Annotated in this window: 13 protein-coding genes; 8 read left to right on the top strand and 5 right to left on the bottom strand. The window is 57.1% G+C overall.

Annotated features, from left to right (window positions below):
* Nucleotides 1-121 precede the first annotated feature (121 nt).
* The 3 genes from C4J88_RS09465 to C4J88_RS09455 are packed head-to-tail and all read left to right on the top strand — an operon-like array spanning nt 122 to nt 2,706.
* The gene (locus tag C4J88_RS09465; RefSeq protein WP_124406822.1) at nt 122-820 is read left to right on the top strand and encodes a CoA transferase subunit A; all 699 of its coding nucleotides are present in this window, start codon (nt 122-124) and stop codon (nt 818-820) included.
* Nucleotides 821-853: 33 nt separating this feature from the next.
* On the top strand, nt 854-1,513 hold the full coding sequence (locus C4J88_RS09460) for a CoA transferase subunit B (protein WP_003211625.1): 660 nt from the start codon (nt 854-856) through the stop codon (nt 1,511-1,513).
* A gap of 11 nt (nt 1,514-1,524) precedes the next feature.
* Entirely contained in the window at nt 1,525-2,706 is a 1,182-nt protein-coding gene (locus C4J88_RS09455) for an acetyl-CoA C-acetyltransferase (RefSeq protein ID WP_124406821.1), read from the top strand.
* Nucleotides 2,707-2,845: 139 nt separating this feature from the next.
* Here the strand turns inward: C4J88_RS09455 and C4J88_RS09450 are convergent, their stop codons facing one another.
* Nucleotides 2,846-3,931: a DUF1615 domain-containing protein gene (locus C4J88_RS09450; protein ID WP_124406820.1), complete on the bottom strand. Its 1,086-nt coding sequence runs from the start codon at nt 3,929-3,931 to the stop codon at nt 2,846-2,848.
* A gap of 235 nt (nt 3,932-4,166) precedes the next feature.
* On the opposite strand from C4J88_RS09450, the gene C4J88_RS09445 reads away from it, so the two are divergent.
* Complete coding sequence (locus C4J88_RS09445) at nt 4,167-8,954, top strand: RHS repeat-associated core domain-containing protein (RefSeq protein WP_124406819.1); 4,788 nt, start codon at nt 4,167-4,169, stop codon at nt 8,952-8,954.
* Between the two features lies 1 nt (nt 8,955).
* A complete protein-coding gene (locus tag C4J88_RS09440; protein ID WP_124406818.1) occupies nt 8,956-9,369 on the top strand; it encodes a hypothetical protein in 414 nt (137 codons plus the stop codon).
* 88 nt (nt 9,370-9,457) lie between these two features.
* Here C4J88_RS09440 and C4J88_RS09435 read toward each other — a convergent pair whose 3' ends face one another.
* Nucleotides 9,458-9,736: a porphobilinogen synthase gene (locus tag C4J88_RS09435; RefSeq protein WP_256659131.1), complete on the bottom strand. Its 279-nt coding sequence runs from the start codon at nt 9,734-9,736 to the stop codon at nt 9,458-9,460.
* A gap of 312 nt (nt 9,737-10,048) precedes the next feature.
* On the opposite strand from C4J88_RS09435, the gene C4J88_RS09430 reads away from it, so the two are divergent.
* Nucleotides 10,049-10,435 (top strand): hypothetical protein, encoded by a 387-nt coding sequence (locus C4J88_RS09430; RefSeq protein WP_124406817.1) that lies wholly within the window; start codon nt 10,049-10,051, stop codon nt 10,433-10,435.
* A gap of 674 nt (nt 10,436-11,109) precedes the next feature.
* Nucleotides 11,110-11,424 carry a contact-dependent growth inhibition system immunity protein gene (locus C4J88_RS09420; RefSeq protein ID WP_124406816.1) on the top strand — a complete coding sequence of 105 codons (315 nt, stop codon included), beginning with the start codon at nt 11,110-11,112 and terminating at the stop codon, nt 11,422-11,424.
* Nucleotides 11,425-11,552: 128 nt separating this feature from the next.
* On the opposite strand, the gene hemB is transcribed toward C4J88_RS09420, so the two are convergent.
* The 3 genes from hemB to C4J88_RS09405 form a co-directional block, all read right to left on the bottom strand.
* Nucleotides 11,553-12,527: a porphobilinogen synthase gene (gene hemB / locus C4J88_RS09415; RefSeq protein WP_124406815.1), complete on the bottom strand. Its 975-nt coding sequence runs from the start codon at nt 12,525-12,527 to the stop codon at nt 11,553-11,555.
* Nucleotides 12,528-12,644: 117 nt separating this feature from the next.
* Nucleotides 12,645-13,475 carry a PhzF family phenazine biosynthesis protein gene (locus tag C4J88_RS09410; protein WP_124406814.1) on the bottom strand — a complete coding sequence of 277 codons (831 nt, stop codon included), beginning with the start codon at nt 13,473-13,475 and terminating at the stop codon, nt 12,645-12,647.
* A gap of 3 nt (nt 13,476-13,478) precedes the next feature.
* Complete coding sequence (locus C4J88_RS09405; protein ID WP_124370276.1) at nt 13,479-14,177, bottom strand: glutathione S-transferase N-terminal domain-containing protein; 699 nt, start codon at nt 14,175-14,177, stop codon at nt 13,479-13,481.
* A 254-nt stretch (nt 14,178-14,431) separates the two neighbouring features.
* Between C4J88_RS09405 and C4J88_RS09400 the strand changes: the two genes are divergently transcribed.
* Nucleotides 14,432-15,133, top strand: a complete 702-nt coding sequence (locus C4J88_RS09400; RefSeq protein WP_124362121.1) for a histidine phosphatase family protein — start codon at nt 14,432-14,434, stop codon at nt 15,131-15,133.
* Nucleotides 15,134-15,137: the final 4 nt, after the last annotated feature.

Here is a 15,137-nt window from a genome sequence, read left to right as displayed (position 1 = left end):
GCACGGTGGTTCGACTATGCTGTTTTCTAAATCAATCAACCTAAAAAAACAACTTAACAAATCAATCAGTCGGCGCAACACTCGGTCCATTGGCTGGCCCACTAATAATAACGAGGTGCATATGGCAGGTTTTGATAAGCGCGTGGCGTCCTATGAAGAGGCGCTGGCAGGCCTGGAAGATGGCATGACCGTACTCTCCGGCGGTTTTGGCCTGTGTGGCATTCCGGAAAACCTCATCGCCGAGATCAAGCGCAAAGGCACCCGCGACCTGACCGTGGTTTCCAACAACTGCGGCGTCGACGGTTTCGGCTTGGGCATCCTGCTGGAAGAAAAGCAGATCAGCAAAGTGATCGCCTCCTACGTCGGTGAAAACGCCCTATTCGAGAAGCAACTGCTCAGCGGTGAAATAGAAGTAGTGCTGACCCCCCAAGGCACCCTGGCGGAAAAAATGCGTGCAGGCGGTGCTGGCATCCCGGCCTTCTTCACCGCCACCGGCGTCGGCACCCCGGTTGCCGAAGGCAAGGAAACCCGCGAATTCAAGGGCCGCCCCTATCTGATGGAAGAGTCCATCACCGGCGACTTCGCGATCGTCAAAGGCTGGAAAGCCGACCACTTCGGCAATGTCATCTATCGGCACACCGCCCAGAACTTCAACCCACTGGCCGCCACCGCCGGCAAGATCACCGTGGTCGAAGTCGAGGAAGTCGTCGAACCGGGCGAGCTGGACCCCGCGCAGATCCACACCCCTGGCATCTACGTCGACCGGATCATCTGCGGCACCTTCGAGAAGCGCATCGAACAGCGCACCGTGCGCAAGTAATCCGCCCCGGCCCGAACAATAAGGACTCATGACATGGCTCTTACCCGCGAACAAATGGCTCAACGCGTCGCCCGCGAAATGCAGGACGGTTTCTACGTCAACCTCGGCATCGGCATTCCAACCCTGGTGGCCAACTACATTCCCGAAGGCATGGAAGTGATGCTGCAGTCGGAAAATGGCCTGCTCGGCATGGGCCCGTTTCCGACCGAAGAAACCATTGATGCCGACATGATCAACGCCGGCAAACAAACCGTCACCGCACGCATCGGCGCCTCGATTTTCTCCTCCGCCGAGTCCTTCGCGATGATTCGCGGCGGCCACGTGGACCTCACCGTACTCGGCGCGTTCGAAGTCGACGTACAGGGCAACATCGCCTCGTGGATGATCCCCGGCAAGCTGGTCAAGGGCATGGGTGGCGCGATGGACCTGGTGGCCGGTGCGGAAAATATCATCGTGATCATGACCCATGCGTCCAAGGACGGTGAGTCGAAATTGCTCAGCCAGTGCAGCCTGCCGCTCACCGGCGCCAACTGCATCAAGCGCGTGCTCACGGACCTGGCCTACCTGGAAATAGAAAATGGCGCTTTTGTCCTCAAGGAACGCGCACCTGGCGTCAGCGTTGAAGAGATTGTGAGCAAGACCGCCGGTAAACTGATCGTCCCGGACCACGTTCCAGAAATGCATTTCCAGTGAGGACAGATTCCATGCAAGACGTCGTGATTGTTGCTGCCACCCGCACCGCCGTGGGCAGCTTTCAAGGTTCGCTGGCCAGTATCCCGGCCCCTGAACTGGGCGCTGCGGTAATCCGTCGCCTGCTGGAGCAGACCGGCCTCGACCCGGCGCAAGTGGATGAAGTGATTCTCGGCCAGGTACTCACCGCCGGCAGCGGCCAGAACCCGGCGCGCCAGGCCTCGATTCTCGCCGGCCTGCCCCACGCCGTCCCCGCCCTGACGTTGAACAAGGTCTGTGGCTCGGGCCTCAAGGCCCTGCACCTGGGTGCACAGGCGATCCGTTGCGGCGACGCCGACGTCATCATCGCCGGCGGCATGGAAAACATGAGCCTTGCGCCGTACGTGCTGCCCGCCGCGCGCACCGGTTTGCGCATGGGCCACGCCAAGATGATCGACAGCATGATCACTGACGGCCTGTGGGATGCGTTCAACGACTACCACATGGGCATCACCGCCGAAAACCTGGTGGAAAAGTACGGCATCAGCCGCGAGGCGCAGGACGCCTTTGCCGCCGCCTCCCAGCAAAAAGCCGCCGCCGCCATCGAAGCCGGACGGTTTGCCGATGAAATCACGCCGATCCTGATTCCCCAGCGTAAAGGCGACCCGCAGGCCTTTACGGTGGACGAACAACCGCGTGCCGGTACCACCGCCGAGTCCCTGGCCAAGCTCAAGCCCGCCTTCAAAAAAGACGGCAGCGTCACCGCCGGCAACGCCTCCAGCCTCAACGACGGTGCCGCTGCGGTGCTGCTGATGAGTGCCGACAAAGCCAAGGCCCTCGGCCTGCCGGTGCTGGCACGTATCGCCAGCTATGCCAACGCTGGGGTCGACCCGGCAATCATGGGCATCGGCCCGGTTTCGGCCACCCGCCGCTGCCTGGACAAGGCCGGTTGGCAATTGAGTGATTTGGATCTGATCGAAGCCAACGAAGCCTTCGCCGCGCAATCCCTGGCGGTGGGCAAAGAGCTGGAATGGGACGCTGACAAGGTCAACGTCAACGGTGGCGCCATCGCCATCGGCCACCCGATCGGGGCATCAGGCTGCCGCGTATTGGTGACCCTGCTGCATGAAATGATCAAGCGCGACGCCAAGAAAGGCTTGGCGACACTGTGCATCGGCGGCGGCCAGGGCGTGGCGCTGGCCCTCGAACGCAGCTGATTCAACGAGCAACACGGAAAGGGCCTGGCTCCACGAAAAGCCGGGCCTTTTCTTTTTTCGATCCGCCTGAAAGAACTCGGTCAAATCTGGGCCGGCCTGCCTGCGATGGCAACGCTTCAGCCCGACGCGCCGCACCTGATCAACGTTTCATACAGCGCTGATACCGCTCATCCACGCGCTTGGCGAACCAGGCCGTGGTCAAGTTGCGAGTGATCTTCGGGCTTTTAAGCACGATGCCCGGCAGGATCGCCCGCGGCAGCGGCTTGCCGGCGGCTTTGTCGCCCAGGGCGAATACGCGCTTGTAGAGCGTGGTGTCCTCAAAATCCAACCGGTCGCCCTGCTCCAGTTGGCTGCGGATACTGGGATTGCGCATATCCAATTTCGCTCCCAGTGAACGCACCGCCAGTTCGGTGGTACCGGGCAGCAGCGAACCATAGCGAATCAAATCCCCATCCAGCGTCAATTCGCTGCCTGAGACACGGCTGACTGCGGCCTGGAACGCGGCATTGCGGCTGGCGTACCAACCCGCGTTGAAATCGGCGAAGCGGTACAGCGGCTGGTCATAGCTCACCGGGTAGCCGAGTAAATGAGCGATGCCGAAGTACATGCCGCCACGGCGAGTGAATACTTCGCGGCGAATCGTGCCGTCCACCGTGTAGGGATAACCCCGTGCCTGTTTTTGCGCGAAGTCGATGCTGACCTGCATCGGGCCGGCGGTGTGCACCGGGTTGAAGCCGCCAAACAGCGTATTGCCCAGGGGCACCACGCTGATGAAGTCGTCGAAGATCGCGCTCAGATCCTTCTCCGTGCGTGCGGCATTCAAACGCTCGGCATAGGTTTTGCCGGTGGGCGAACGCACTTGCAAGGCGCTGCGTACGACAAACGCCGGTACATGAACTTTCCCGGCACGCCGCAGGATTTCATCTTGGGCGATCTTGCCCATGCCTGGCACCGGTGGGTCGACCTGAAAGGTGGACTCCTGCTCGGTCACCGCCAGCACGGCGCAGATATTTTCGGTGCTGGGGTAGATCTTCTGGGTGTCGAACGCGGTGTAGATGTCCTGGGCCCAACCGTCGCGGTCCGCGACCTTGGCGGGGAGCAGGCGCACGATCTGCGCCTTCACCTCGGCCTCGCTGCGCTCGGGTTGTTGCGGCCCTCGCGAGGTGGCGCAACCGGCCAGCAGCAGCAAGGTGGCGAGGCAGAGGATCAGGCGGCTTGAATACATGAGGCTTCCTTGGTGGACGGCGGGCCGGGCAATGGGGATATCGACAGGCAAGTCTAACCGGGGTTCGTTGCTCTGCCGAACCTGGTGCGGCACTGGCTGAAACTTCCCACGTAACCGCCGGATAAGCTCTACTCCCCTGCCCTGAAAACCTCTGCAAAGTCCCTCGCCTGATTAAACAGTGCGAGGGAGTGCAGATGGTTTTTCCAGTGAGAGCCCTGATCGATGGGGCTCACCCATGATCGAAGCAACCGGCCGAGCCATTGGCTTTCTGGTGCTGGCCGCGATGGATTCAAAGACGCGGGACGTCGAATCCGTGCTCAGCGATTTTCGCGGCTGCCTCAACCACTACGATACCTGGGCACAGGGCTTTTTCAGCGCGTCGGCACTGGATGTGGAGCAGGTGTTCAAGGTTGGGAATGAGGTGGCTCTGGTCACCCCGATCAACCGTTCGATTTTTCCCAGCAGCACCGTCGCTACATGCCAGGCCAACGGCACGCTGACACTGGTGCATATGTTCCAGAGCTCGCGCTTCGTGCCGATCGGCAACACGCCGGTGATGTTGCAGCGCATCGATCCAGACGGTGGCGCGCTGGGCGAGCCGATCCATAAAACCATCGGCCCGAGCGGCATCCTCGAAGTCACCGAGTGCGACCGCAACCAGCAGTACCGGGTCAGTTTCTACCCCGACGTTTCCAGCGAGCATTTCAAGGCACTGTACGCCTCTTATCAGTCGGTCATCACGCCACTGGAAGGCTGGCTGCGCAGCGAGTGGGACACCACCTTCGAACCGCTATGGAAGAACTATTCCGAAGCGAATTTTCTCCAGCGCTACCTCTCGCTGCACCGCGCTTATGCCCAAGGCTTTGGCGAAGTTCTTTACTCGGTTTGGGACAACATCACGCAGTTACTCCAGTGGTTGTCCGACCCGCTGGCCAACGCTGAAAAGCTGCTGCATTACCTTTCCCAGGACGAGCTTGAAAAGTTACTCGCGTTAAGTGCCGAGACCCTCGCCAAGGGTTTGCTGGTGCTCAGCGATGAGCCGTTGCTGTTCGTTCACCTGGCGGCTCTGGTCAGCTGGATGCGCATGCTGCCACCGCCGTATATGAACGAAATGCTCGGGTCGATTGGCGCCGAGATCGTCATCACCCTGTTATTGGGACTGGCGACGGCCGGCATGGGTGTTGTGGTGCGCATCAGCACCAAAGTGCTGGCCGGCATCAAGTCACGTCGGGTGCGCAGGTGGCTGGAGCAGATAGCCGCGCAGTTCGGCACAGCTCGCTTGGAGGAGCACACCGAAGCGCTTAAGCCGGTGTTGCTGGGCAGCGCCCCAATTCCGATCAAGGCGGTGCCGGTGGCGCCGTTGAAGGCGGGTGACACGCTGGTTTCGAACGCGGTGCCAGCGGTGCGTAGCAAGACCCAGCGTACGGCGTTGGTGCGGCAGGAGGCGGTGGATGATGTGCCCGCCCCGTCTAAAAATCCGGCTGGGGAGGCTGCTGACTCTGCGGATAAAACCGTTACCCACGGTTGCCCGGTGTCGATGGTTACCGGCGAGGAACTGCTGACGCTCACCGATGGCGCGCTGGATGGGGTCTTGCCGTTCGAGTGGACGCGCTTGTATCGCAGCAGTGCGGTGGAAGTGGACTGTGGGTTGGGGTTTGGCTGGAGTCATGCGCTGGCGCAGCGGCTTGTGGTGTCAGGCGATTCGGTGGTGTGGACGGACCATGAGAATCGCTCGACCACCCTGCCCTTGCCGACGGTGGCTCGGCCGGCGATCACCAACAGCCTGGCGGAAGCGGCGATTTACTTGGGGTCGTTGCCTGATGAACTGGTGCTGGCCCAGGGTTCGCGGTTCTACCACTTTTGCGACGGTGTGCTGACGGCGATCAGCGATGCGTATGACAACCGGCTGTTGGTTGTCCGGGATCGATTGGGACGGATTGAGCGGCTGGATAACGGCGTGGGCCGTTCGCTTTTGTTGCGTTATGAATTCGACCGCATCGTGGCGGTGGACTACCAGGTTCATCGCGCCACAGGGCATGAACCCTTCGTTTGGGTGACCGAGCAGAACGTCGTTGCCTACGCCTATGACGGCGCTGGACGACTAGTGTCGGCGACCAACGCTGTCGGTGAATGTGAGCGTTATCGGTACGACGAGCAGCACATCATTCTTGAGCGCCAGCTGGCCGGTGGGGCGAGTTTCTTTTGGGAATGGGAACGCGCTGGCAAGGCAGCGCGCTGTGTCAGGCATTGGGCCAGTTTTTCGCAGATGGACACGCGGTATGCCTGGGGTGACGACGGGCGCGTCACCGTGCACAACGCCGACGGCAGCCAGGAAGTTTACGTACATGACCAGCGGGCGCGGCTGGTACAGCGCATCGATCCCGACGGCGCCCAGCATTTCAAATCCTACGACGATAAAGGCCGCCTGACGGTCGAGCAGGATCCGCTGGGCGCGGTGACGGCCTATCAATACGACGACGCCGGACGCTTGGTCGCGCTGTTTCCGGGGGATGATGAGCCGACGTCCTACGAGCATGACAACGGTTTCGTACGGGTTATGCGCCGTGGCCAAGCGGTCTGGAAATACGAGCGTAATGACCAGGGCGATGTCATTCGCCAGATCGATCCGGATGGCAACGCGGCCGATTACAGCTATGACAAACAGGGGCAACTGACCGAGGTCTGGTATCCCGACAACAGCTGCCATCGCTTGGTGTGGAACGAACGCGGGCAGCTCGTTGAAGAGCAATTGCCCAATGGCGGGATCAAGCGCTACCGCTATGACGACCTGGGCCGGCAGGTTGCGCGTGAGGACGAACAGGGCACGCTGACCCAGTATCAATGGGACGGCGTGGGTCGGTTAACTCGCTTGGTATTGCCGGACGGTGCCACACGAGAATTCAGCTACAACCCCTATGGAAAAGTCATCGCCGAACGCGATGAATTGGGCCACGTCACCCGCTACGAATACGCCGACGGCCTGCACCTGATCAGTCGCCGCATCAATGCCGATGGCACCCAGGTCAAGTACCGCTACGACAACGCCCGCTTACTGCTGACCGCCATCGAAAACGAAGTCGGCGAAACCTACCAGCTCGACTACCACCCCAACGGCCTGATCCAACAGGAAACCGGTTTTGACGGCCAACGCACCGCCTACGCCTACGACCTCAACGGCAACCTGCTGGAAAAAACGGAATACGGCGACGACGGTAGTCAGCTAGTCACTCAATACCAGCGCGACTATGCCGGTCGCCTCGTAAGAAAAACCCTGCCCGACGGCAGCGCTGTCGATTATGCCTACGACCGCCAAGGCAACCTCCTCAGCGTCGACGACGGCCACTGGTTCCTGGCCTACGAATACGACCGCCAAAACCGCCTCACCGCCGAACACCAAGGCTGGGGCACATTGCGCTATGGCTACGACGCCTGCGGCCAACTTCAACATTTACACCTACCAGACAACAACCGCCTCACCTTCAACCACGACAAAGGCGGGCATCTCGCCACCGTCGAGCTCAACGGAGAAGTGCTCACCTCGCATCTGTTCAAAGCCGGTCGCGAACACCAACGCCAACAAGGCCAACTGCTCAGCCATTACCACTACGACGAGCAAAACCGGCTGCATACCCACGCCGTCACCCAGCAGGAAAACCACCTCTACCAACGCCACTACGACTACGACAAAACCGGCAACCTCACCCGCCTGCACGACACCCGCAAAGGCGAACACCTTTACAGCTACGACCCGCTCCACCGCCTGACCCGCGCCGATCACTCGCAAGACATACAAGAACGTTTCGGCCACAACCCGGCCGGCAACTTGCTCATGCAAGATCGTCCTGGCCCGGACATCGTTGCGGGTAACCGGCTCGTGATCCAAGGCGATCACCACTACGACTATGACGCCTTCGGCAACCTGATCCGCGAGCGGCGCGGCAAGGGTCATTCACTCGTTACCGAATACCGCTACGACTGTCAGCACCGGCTGATCGGCATCACAAAGCCCAATGGCCAAAGCGCCAGTTATCGCTACGATCCGTTTGGGCGGCGTATCAGCAAAACCGTCGACGGCATCACCACGGAGTTCTTCTGGCAAGGCGACAAAGTAATCGCTGAGCATCACGCGGATCGTCATCGCAGCTACCTCTACGAACCCGACAGCTCCCGCCCATTGGTACTGCTGGAAGGCTTCGGCCCAAAAGAAACCAAGCCCTACCACTACCAACTCGACCACCTCGGCACGCCGCAGGAACTCACCACGCCCGACGGCGAAATCGTCTGGTCCGCCCACTACCGCGCCTACGGCGAAATCAGCCGCCTCGACGTAGGCAAAGTCGACAACCCGCTGCGCTTTCAAGGCCAATACTTCGACCAGGAAAGCGGCCTCCACTACAACCGCCATCGCTACTACAATCCGGATATTGGTCGTTACCTGACGCCTGATCCGGTGAAGCTGGCGGGTGGGATCAATGCGTACCGGTACGTGCCCAATCCTACGGGCTGGATTGATCCGCTTGGACTGAGTAGATGTCCCGGCACGGAAGGATGTAAACCATCCGTAGGTGTTGAAGATCCTTCAGCACTGGCACTAAGTAAAAAAGCAGAACCCGACCTTCCAACTCCGTACCATGATGAAGAATATCTTTTTCGCGGGGATAAAATCTCTCCAAATGAGGTATTCAAAAATGGCTTTAAAAGCAAAGGCAGCAGCGAAGATTTATACTTGCATGCAATTGACAGCGATGACCCTCCAAGCAACTTCATAAGTACATCGCCATCCAGAGCAGTCGGAATCAACTTTGCGACCAGCTACGGAGACAAAAAAGGTTATTTATACACACTTAAAAGTATTGAGGGACATGATATAAATACTGAACTAGGAAAGCAGGCGCCTTACCCTAAAGAGCAAGAATTTGCTATCCATCACAGAATTTATACGGAAGACATACTAGGCGCCACACCAGTAAAAGCTGATGGAACATACGTTGGATACTCCATACCAAACCCTAACAGGAAATAAAATGAAAACAAAAAATATAAAAGTAATAATCAACAACGAACACAAACAAGTCACCGTCAAATATGACCCAACGAAACTCATCATGACATTTTCAGAAGCCGAAAACTTTGAAAAAATTTATGAAGAAAAAGACCTGTATGTTTGCTTCGCAAATATTCGAGCAGATTTTCCGCATATAACCTTTCTCTGCAAAGGAGCAAAAATAAACGTTAAACCATCAAGAATGGCCTCTCAGATGAGCGCTGGGCTTGTGGCATACGAAATGACTTTAGGCCAACAAGCAACCAACGACAACATTGTCCATTTATTCGACTATGAAGAAGAAAATCTAACAAACAACCCACAGGATCAAATTGATTTCTTCAAGAAATGGTTAAAGTCATTAGGTGCGGAAGATTACGAAAAATTTAATTGAGCGCTGTTCAAAATCAATATACAAGGTCGACCTCCTACCCCTGTGACAAGCAAATCCGAACCGCTCACCACAGGGATAAATGGCGCCCTTAAACCCCCGCCAACGCCAAATCCATCGCAAAGTACGTAAAAATCAAATCCGCCCCCGCCCGCTTGATCGAGCCCAAGGTCTCGCGCACGACACGTGCCTCATCGATCGCACTCACCTGGGCGCCTAATTTGATCATCGCGTACTCACCACTCACCTGATACGCCGCCATCGGCAGGCGTGAGGCTTCGCGGATGTCGCGGATGATGTCGAGGTAGGCGCCGGCCGGTTTGACCATCAGCGCATTAAAAACTAATAAATCTGTCCCCTCTTCCCGAATTTTTTCCGGCGATGCAAAAAGAAGCGTCCGTTACGGCCTTCATGAAATGAACAGCAAGCCGAGCAAGCATCATTACCAGGAGGAAACATGGACGTTTGAGCTAAAGACCAACACGACGAATGTAGACAATACTGTTGTACGAGTCCCATTAACGAAGAAGTGAAATGAAAATACGAACTATCGATGTTTTTTCCGAACGAGAAATTTTATATGTGGAATTCAGCTCACCTTTTGGAAATGGCACGGCTTTCTGGCACGGCGCCAACCCCAGCGTCGGTCTACCCAGTAATCAACCCAAATAGAAGCTAAAAAATGAAAGAGCTAGAAATATTTGTAATCAAAAATTCAACTCGAGAAACGGCAATAATAGAATGCGACGGAAGAACAGCAACACTTTCAATAACCTTTGCAAGCGGACTGAAAAAAACGTATAGCGAAGCAGATATTTATCTATGCTTTGGCTCATTGAGAAAAGAATTTAGTGATATTAAATTTCTATGTAAAGGTTCAAAAATAAATGTCTATCCCTCAGCCATGGCATCACAAATGTCTAGCGGCATCGTAGCTTATGAAACCCAAATAGGTGATACCGATGCGAAACTCGTCCGTATATTCGACTATGAAGAAAACGAACTCACAAACGACATCAACGAACAGATTTCTTACCGCAAAAAATGGGCCGAATCATTGCAAATTTAGCTCGACGGCCATGCAACAAGCAAACCCCGAGACGGAGAACAAATAAATTCGCCCACTTTATATACATAAAGTTATTTTGGGCCGAATAAAAAAGCCAAACACTAAATGGCTACCTATTATTTACAGGATATCTATAGGAAAATGGACACAACACCAACTGAACTACAGCAATTTTTTGGCGCCTACTTCAATCAAGACTGGGTAGACGATCACGCCTGCGCCGACGACGTCATCGACACTTTTTTTAATGGACTCGTCCACCGACATAATTTGTACTGTAAGAAAGGAAATTTTAGAACTAATTGACACCTACACAAACGAATCAGAACTTCTAGAAAACTTACTACACGAACAATACTGCTACTATTACTATCCCAATGAATGGGCATCAGGGCCGTTATGGCTTCACCATATAATAGAAAAATTCGACAGTCACTTACTCAAGGAATAAAAATAATCTACGGCTCGCTCAGTCAATTAGATCCGTGTAGCCAGGTATGTGGCGCAGCCCCACGCGAACAAGCTCGCTCGCTATAGCGTTAACCAACGCCCTTAAATTTCCGCCAACACCTAATCTAGTTCCGGGGTGAGCTTTAGCCGCACATAAGTCGGCAGGAGGCATCTAATCGACAAACAAACCCGTCCCTTTTCCCGCACACAGGATTTCCAAACCCATGAACCAAGACTATCCTGAATTACAACAATTCCTTGCTGGATATTTCAATCAAGACTGGGTTGATGATCACAACAGCGCAAACGAAGTAATTAATTTCTTTATATCCGAATCTTCCGATGAAACATTGACCACAGTACAACTTGAACTGGATAAATTAATCTCCACCCCAAAAACCGAGCAAGAGCTTCAAGATTTTCTGCTTTCCGATATCGGATGCTACTACTATTATCCTAACGAGTGGAACGATGGCAAAACTTGGTTAAGACATGTTGCTTCCGAATTAAAAAACGGCCAAACCTCAAATAACAGATAAAAACAGAATCCCAGTCGACACTCTCGACCTTTCAAAATAAATCAACCTCTATTACTGAGTTATGGGGCTGCTACGCAGCCCCACGCGAGCAAGCTCGCTCGCCACAGGTAGGTTGAGAAGCAGCGCCTTTAAACCCCCGCCAACGCCAAATCCATCGCAAAGTAAGTAAAAATCAAATCCGCCCCCGCCCGCTTGATCGAGCCCAAGGTCTCGCGCACCACGCGGTCTTCGTCAATCGCCCCCGCCTGGGCGCCGAATTTGATCATTGCGTACTCACCGCTCACCTGATACGCCGCCACTGGCAGGCGTGAGGCTTCGCGGATGTCGCGGATGATGTCGAGGTAGGCGCCGGCCGGTTTGACCATCAGCGCGTCGGCGCCTTCTTGCTCGTCGAGCAGCGATTCGCGGACGGCTTCGCGGCGGTTCATTGGGTTCATCTGGTAGCTTTTGCGGTCTCCCTTGAGGGCGCTGCCGCCGGCTTCGCGGAACGGGCCGTAGAGGGCCGAGGCGAATTTGGTGGAGTAGGCCATGATCGGGATGTGGGTGAAACCGGCGTCGTCCAGGGCGCGGCGGATGGCCTGGACCTGGCCGTCCATCGCCGCCGAGGGCGCGATCACGTCGGCGCCGGCGCGGGCGGCGGCCACGGCTTGTTTGCCCAGGTTGACCAGAGTCGCGTCATTGTCGACGTGGGCGCCATGCATCACGCCGCAGTGGCCGTGGTCGGTGTATTCGCAGAAGCAGGTGTCGGACATCACGATCATTTCCGGCACGGCGTCCTTGATGATCGACGACATGCGCGAGACCAACCCGCGCTCTTTCCACGTGTCGCTGCCGTTGGCGTCCAGATGGTGGGACACGCCAAAGGTCATCACCGACTTGATGCCGGCACGGGCATAACGCTCGATCTCGCCGGCCAGTTTTTTCTCAGGAATACGCAACACGCCCGGCATGCTGGTGATCGGTACGAAGTCGTCGATTTCTTCTTCGACGAAAATCGGCAGCACCAGGTCGTTGAGGGTGAATTCGCTTTCCTGGAACAAGCCACGCAGCTCCGGGGAGCGGCGCAGGCGACGGGGGCGGGCTTGGGGGAACTGGCTGGTCATGGCTTTCCTGAAAAAATGGCTGAAATCTTTGGGACCAAAGCTTATGCCCCAAGCACCCGCAGCACAAATGCCGAGGGCCCAACAGTGTATTGCGCGACACGTAACAATTGCATTGATCTAGAGCTGTAGACGGCCTTCGATGCATACCGCAACGGCGCCGCCGACCCAGACTTCATTACCCTGGCGCTCGATACGAATACGCCCGGCGCGGCCCATGACCGTGCCCTGGCTGACCACATAGCGCTCCGGCGCCAGGCCTTCACTGAGCAACCATTGTGCAAGGCCAGCATTCAAGCTGCCGGTGGCCGGGTCTTCCTGGGCTCCGTCGCCGGCGATAAAGGCGCGCACCTCAAACTGTGCGTCCTCCCTATCGCAAGGAGCAATGATGCCAACGGCCAACCCGAGCAGTTGCGCATAGTCAGGCTTCACCTCCAGCACGGCCTGGCGATCAGCCAGCATCACCGCCAGCCAACCGGCGCCGTTATCCACCCATTGGCTGCGCACAATAGCGTCGGGGGCCAGGCCCAACCCCAGGCGCACACGCTCCAGCAGCGGCGCCTCGACAACGCCCGAACGCAACAGCGGTGGCGCGATAAACGCCAGCTCGTCGCCTTCGCGTCGGATGCGGACCAAACCGATTTCGCACTCCTGAATGACCTCTTGCCCACGCGGAACACCGCCTGCGTGCAACCACGCCTGGCAACTGCCCAACGTCGGATGCCCGGCAAACGGCAGTTCCTGCAAGGTGGTGAAAATTCTCACTCGGTAATCGGCGCGTGGGTCACGGGGCTTCAGCAAGAACGTGGTTTCGCTGAGGTTCGTCCACTTGGCGAAGTCGGCCATCTGCTCGTCCGTCAGGCTGTCGGCGCCGAGCACCACGGCCAGCGGGTTGCCTTTGAGGGGCACGCTGCTGAATACATCCAGTTGCTTGAAATCGAAAGTCGGCATGCTTCAGCTCGGAATGTTCAGGCCACGGATCACTGCAGGGCGTGCGATAAAGCCATCCAACGCGCGCAGTACATTGGGGAAATCGGCGATACCCACCAGGTCGCCCGATTCATAGAAGCCGATCAGGTTGCGAATCCAGGGGAAGGTGGCGATGTCAGCGATGCTGTAGTCATCCCCCATGATCCACGTGCGGCCCAGCAGGCGTTTCTCCAGCACCTGGAGCAAGCGGCGGGACTCGGCGACGTAGCGGTCACGCGGGCGCTTGTCTTCGTAAGCCTTGCCGGCGAATTTATTGAAGAACCCCACCTGCCCGAACATCGGGCCGACCCCGGCCATCTGGAACATCAGCCACTGGAGGGTTTCATAGCGGGTGGCCGGATCTTCGGAGAGCAACCGGCTGGTTTTTTCTGCCAGGTAAATCAGGATCGCGCCGGACTCGAACAACGCCAGCGGCTGCCCGCTTGGGCCATTGGGGTCGATGATCGCGGGGATCTTGTTGTTGGGGTTCAGGGACATGAATTCGGGAGACAACTGGTCCTGGGTGTCGAAACTGACCTTGTGTGCCTCGTAGGGCAGGCCCAGCTCTTCAAGCATGATTGATACTTTTACACCGTTGGGCGTAGGCAACGAGTACAGTTGCAAGCGCTCCGGGTGCTGGGCGGGCCATTTACTGTTGATCGGGAAAGCGGCAAGTGCATTCATCGGGAGACATCCCTGGGCGGAAAGCCCCCATGATAGTCATCTGTTCGCCACCCTGCATGGGTCATCATTAAGCAACATTGCCTGGCTAGAATCCCACACGGGCGAACCAAAACGCCCAAGCGCACTCTTAAATGCGCTCGCAGGGTGAATGGAGGCACCTGGCTATACCGACAAGGAACACCCCCAGGACGCACACTGCGCCGTTGGGCCGGGCCTGTCCGCCTTAACCCGACGCACGAAGACTCGAACCCATAATGAAGATCAAGCCTCTGCGCCTTGTGCAACAATTCAAACGCCATTCATACATGATGTTACCGCTGCTGCTGGTCACCGCCGGCATTGTCACCGCACTGGACGCCCGCGAAAGCCGCGCACAACCGGTGGACGGCGTGCAAACCCTGGTCTTCCTGCGCCACGGCGAAAAACCTGCCGGCGGCCTGGGCCAACTCAATTGCCAGGGCCTGAACCGCGCCATGAACCTGGCCAGTGTATTACCGGAAAAATTCGGCAAGGCCGATTTCGTATTCGCCGCCAACCCCACGCGCAATGTCGAGGAAGGTGAGCTGGATAACTCCTACAGCTATATCCGCCCACTGATGACCATCAGTCCCAGCGCAATCAAGCTGGGTTTGCCGGTCAACATCAAGTTCTCCGCGAACGACACCAGTGCCCTGGCCGATGAGCTGGTCGAGGACAAGTACCACAACGCGACGATCTACACGGCCTGGTCCCACGGTTACCTGCCCGAGTTGATCAACAAAGTCGCCAGTGAAGCGGCCGGCGAGAAGCACACCATCACCGAAGACTGGTCCGGCAATGACTATGACTCGCTGTACGTGCTGACACTGACCTGGCACAACGGCAAGGCCTCGCTGCTCAGTCGCAACTACAAGCAGGGGCTCAATAATGGTGAGGAAACCTGCCCGGATCCGACCCAGGTCAGCGCAGATACCTGAAGGT

This window comes from Pseudomonas sp. R4-39-08, assembly GCF_003852275.1.
Taxonomy (GTDB): domain Bacteria; phylum Pseudomonadota; class Gammaproteobacteria; order Pseudomonadales; family Pseudomonadaceae; genus Aquipseudomonas.
The sequence above is the reverse complement of the archived record's forward strand: the minus strand, read 5'-3'. Positions and strand labels throughout refer to the sequence as shown.

What these genes read in the sequence shown, in the direction of transcription:
- hemB (WP_124406815.1), bottom strand. Translation starts at nt 12,527, where the DNA reads ATGACCAGCCAGTTCCCCCAAGCCCGCCCCCGTCGCCTGCGCCGCTCC.
- C4J88_RS09440 (WP_124406818.1), top strand. Translation starts at nt 8,956, where the DNA reads ATGAAAACAAAAAATATAAAAGTAATAATCAACAACGAACACAAACAA.
- C4J88_RS09445 (WP_124406819.1), top strand. Translation starts at nt 4,167, where the DNA reads ATGATCGAAGCAACCGGCCGAGCCATTGGCTTTCTGGTGCTGGCCGCG.
- C4J88_RS09465 (WP_124406822.1), top strand. Translation starts at nt 122, where the DNA reads ATGGCAGGTTTTGATAAGCGCGTGGCGTCCTATGAAGAGGCGCTGGCA.
- C4J88_RS09450 (WP_124406820.1), bottom strand. Translation starts at nt 3,931, where the DNA reads ATGTATTCAAGCCGCCTGATCCTCTGCCTCGCCACCTTGCTGCTGCTG.
- C4J88_RS09400 (WP_124362121.1), top strand. Translation starts at nt 14,432, where the DNA reads ATGAAGATCAAGCCTCTGCGCCTTGTGCAACAATTCAAACGCCATTCA.
- C4J88_RS09455 (WP_124406821.1), top strand. Translation starts at nt 1,525, where the DNA reads ATGCAAGACGTCGTGATTGTTGCTGCCACCCGCACCGCCGTGGGCAGC.
- C4J88_RS09405 (WP_124370276.1), bottom strand. Translation starts at nt 14,177, where the DNA reads ATGAATGCACTTGCCGCTTTCCCGATCAACAGTAAATGGCCCGCCCAG.
- C4J88_RS09430 (WP_124406817.1), top strand. Translation starts at nt 10,049, where the DNA reads ATGAAAGAGCTAGAAATATTTGTAATCAAAAATTCAACTCGAGAAACG.
- C4J88_RS09420 (WP_124406816.1), top strand. Translation starts at nt 11,110, where the DNA reads ATGAACCAAGACTATCCTGAATTACAACAATTCCTTGCTGGATATTTC.
- C4J88_RS09410 (WP_124406814.1), bottom strand. Translation starts at nt 13,475, where the DNA reads ATGCCGACTTTCGATTTCAAGCAACTGGATGTATTCAGCAGCGTGCCC.
- C4J88_RS09460 (WP_003211625.1), top strand. Translation starts at nt 854, where the DNA reads ATGGCTCTTACCCGCGAACAAATGGCTCAACGCGTCGCCCGCGAAATG.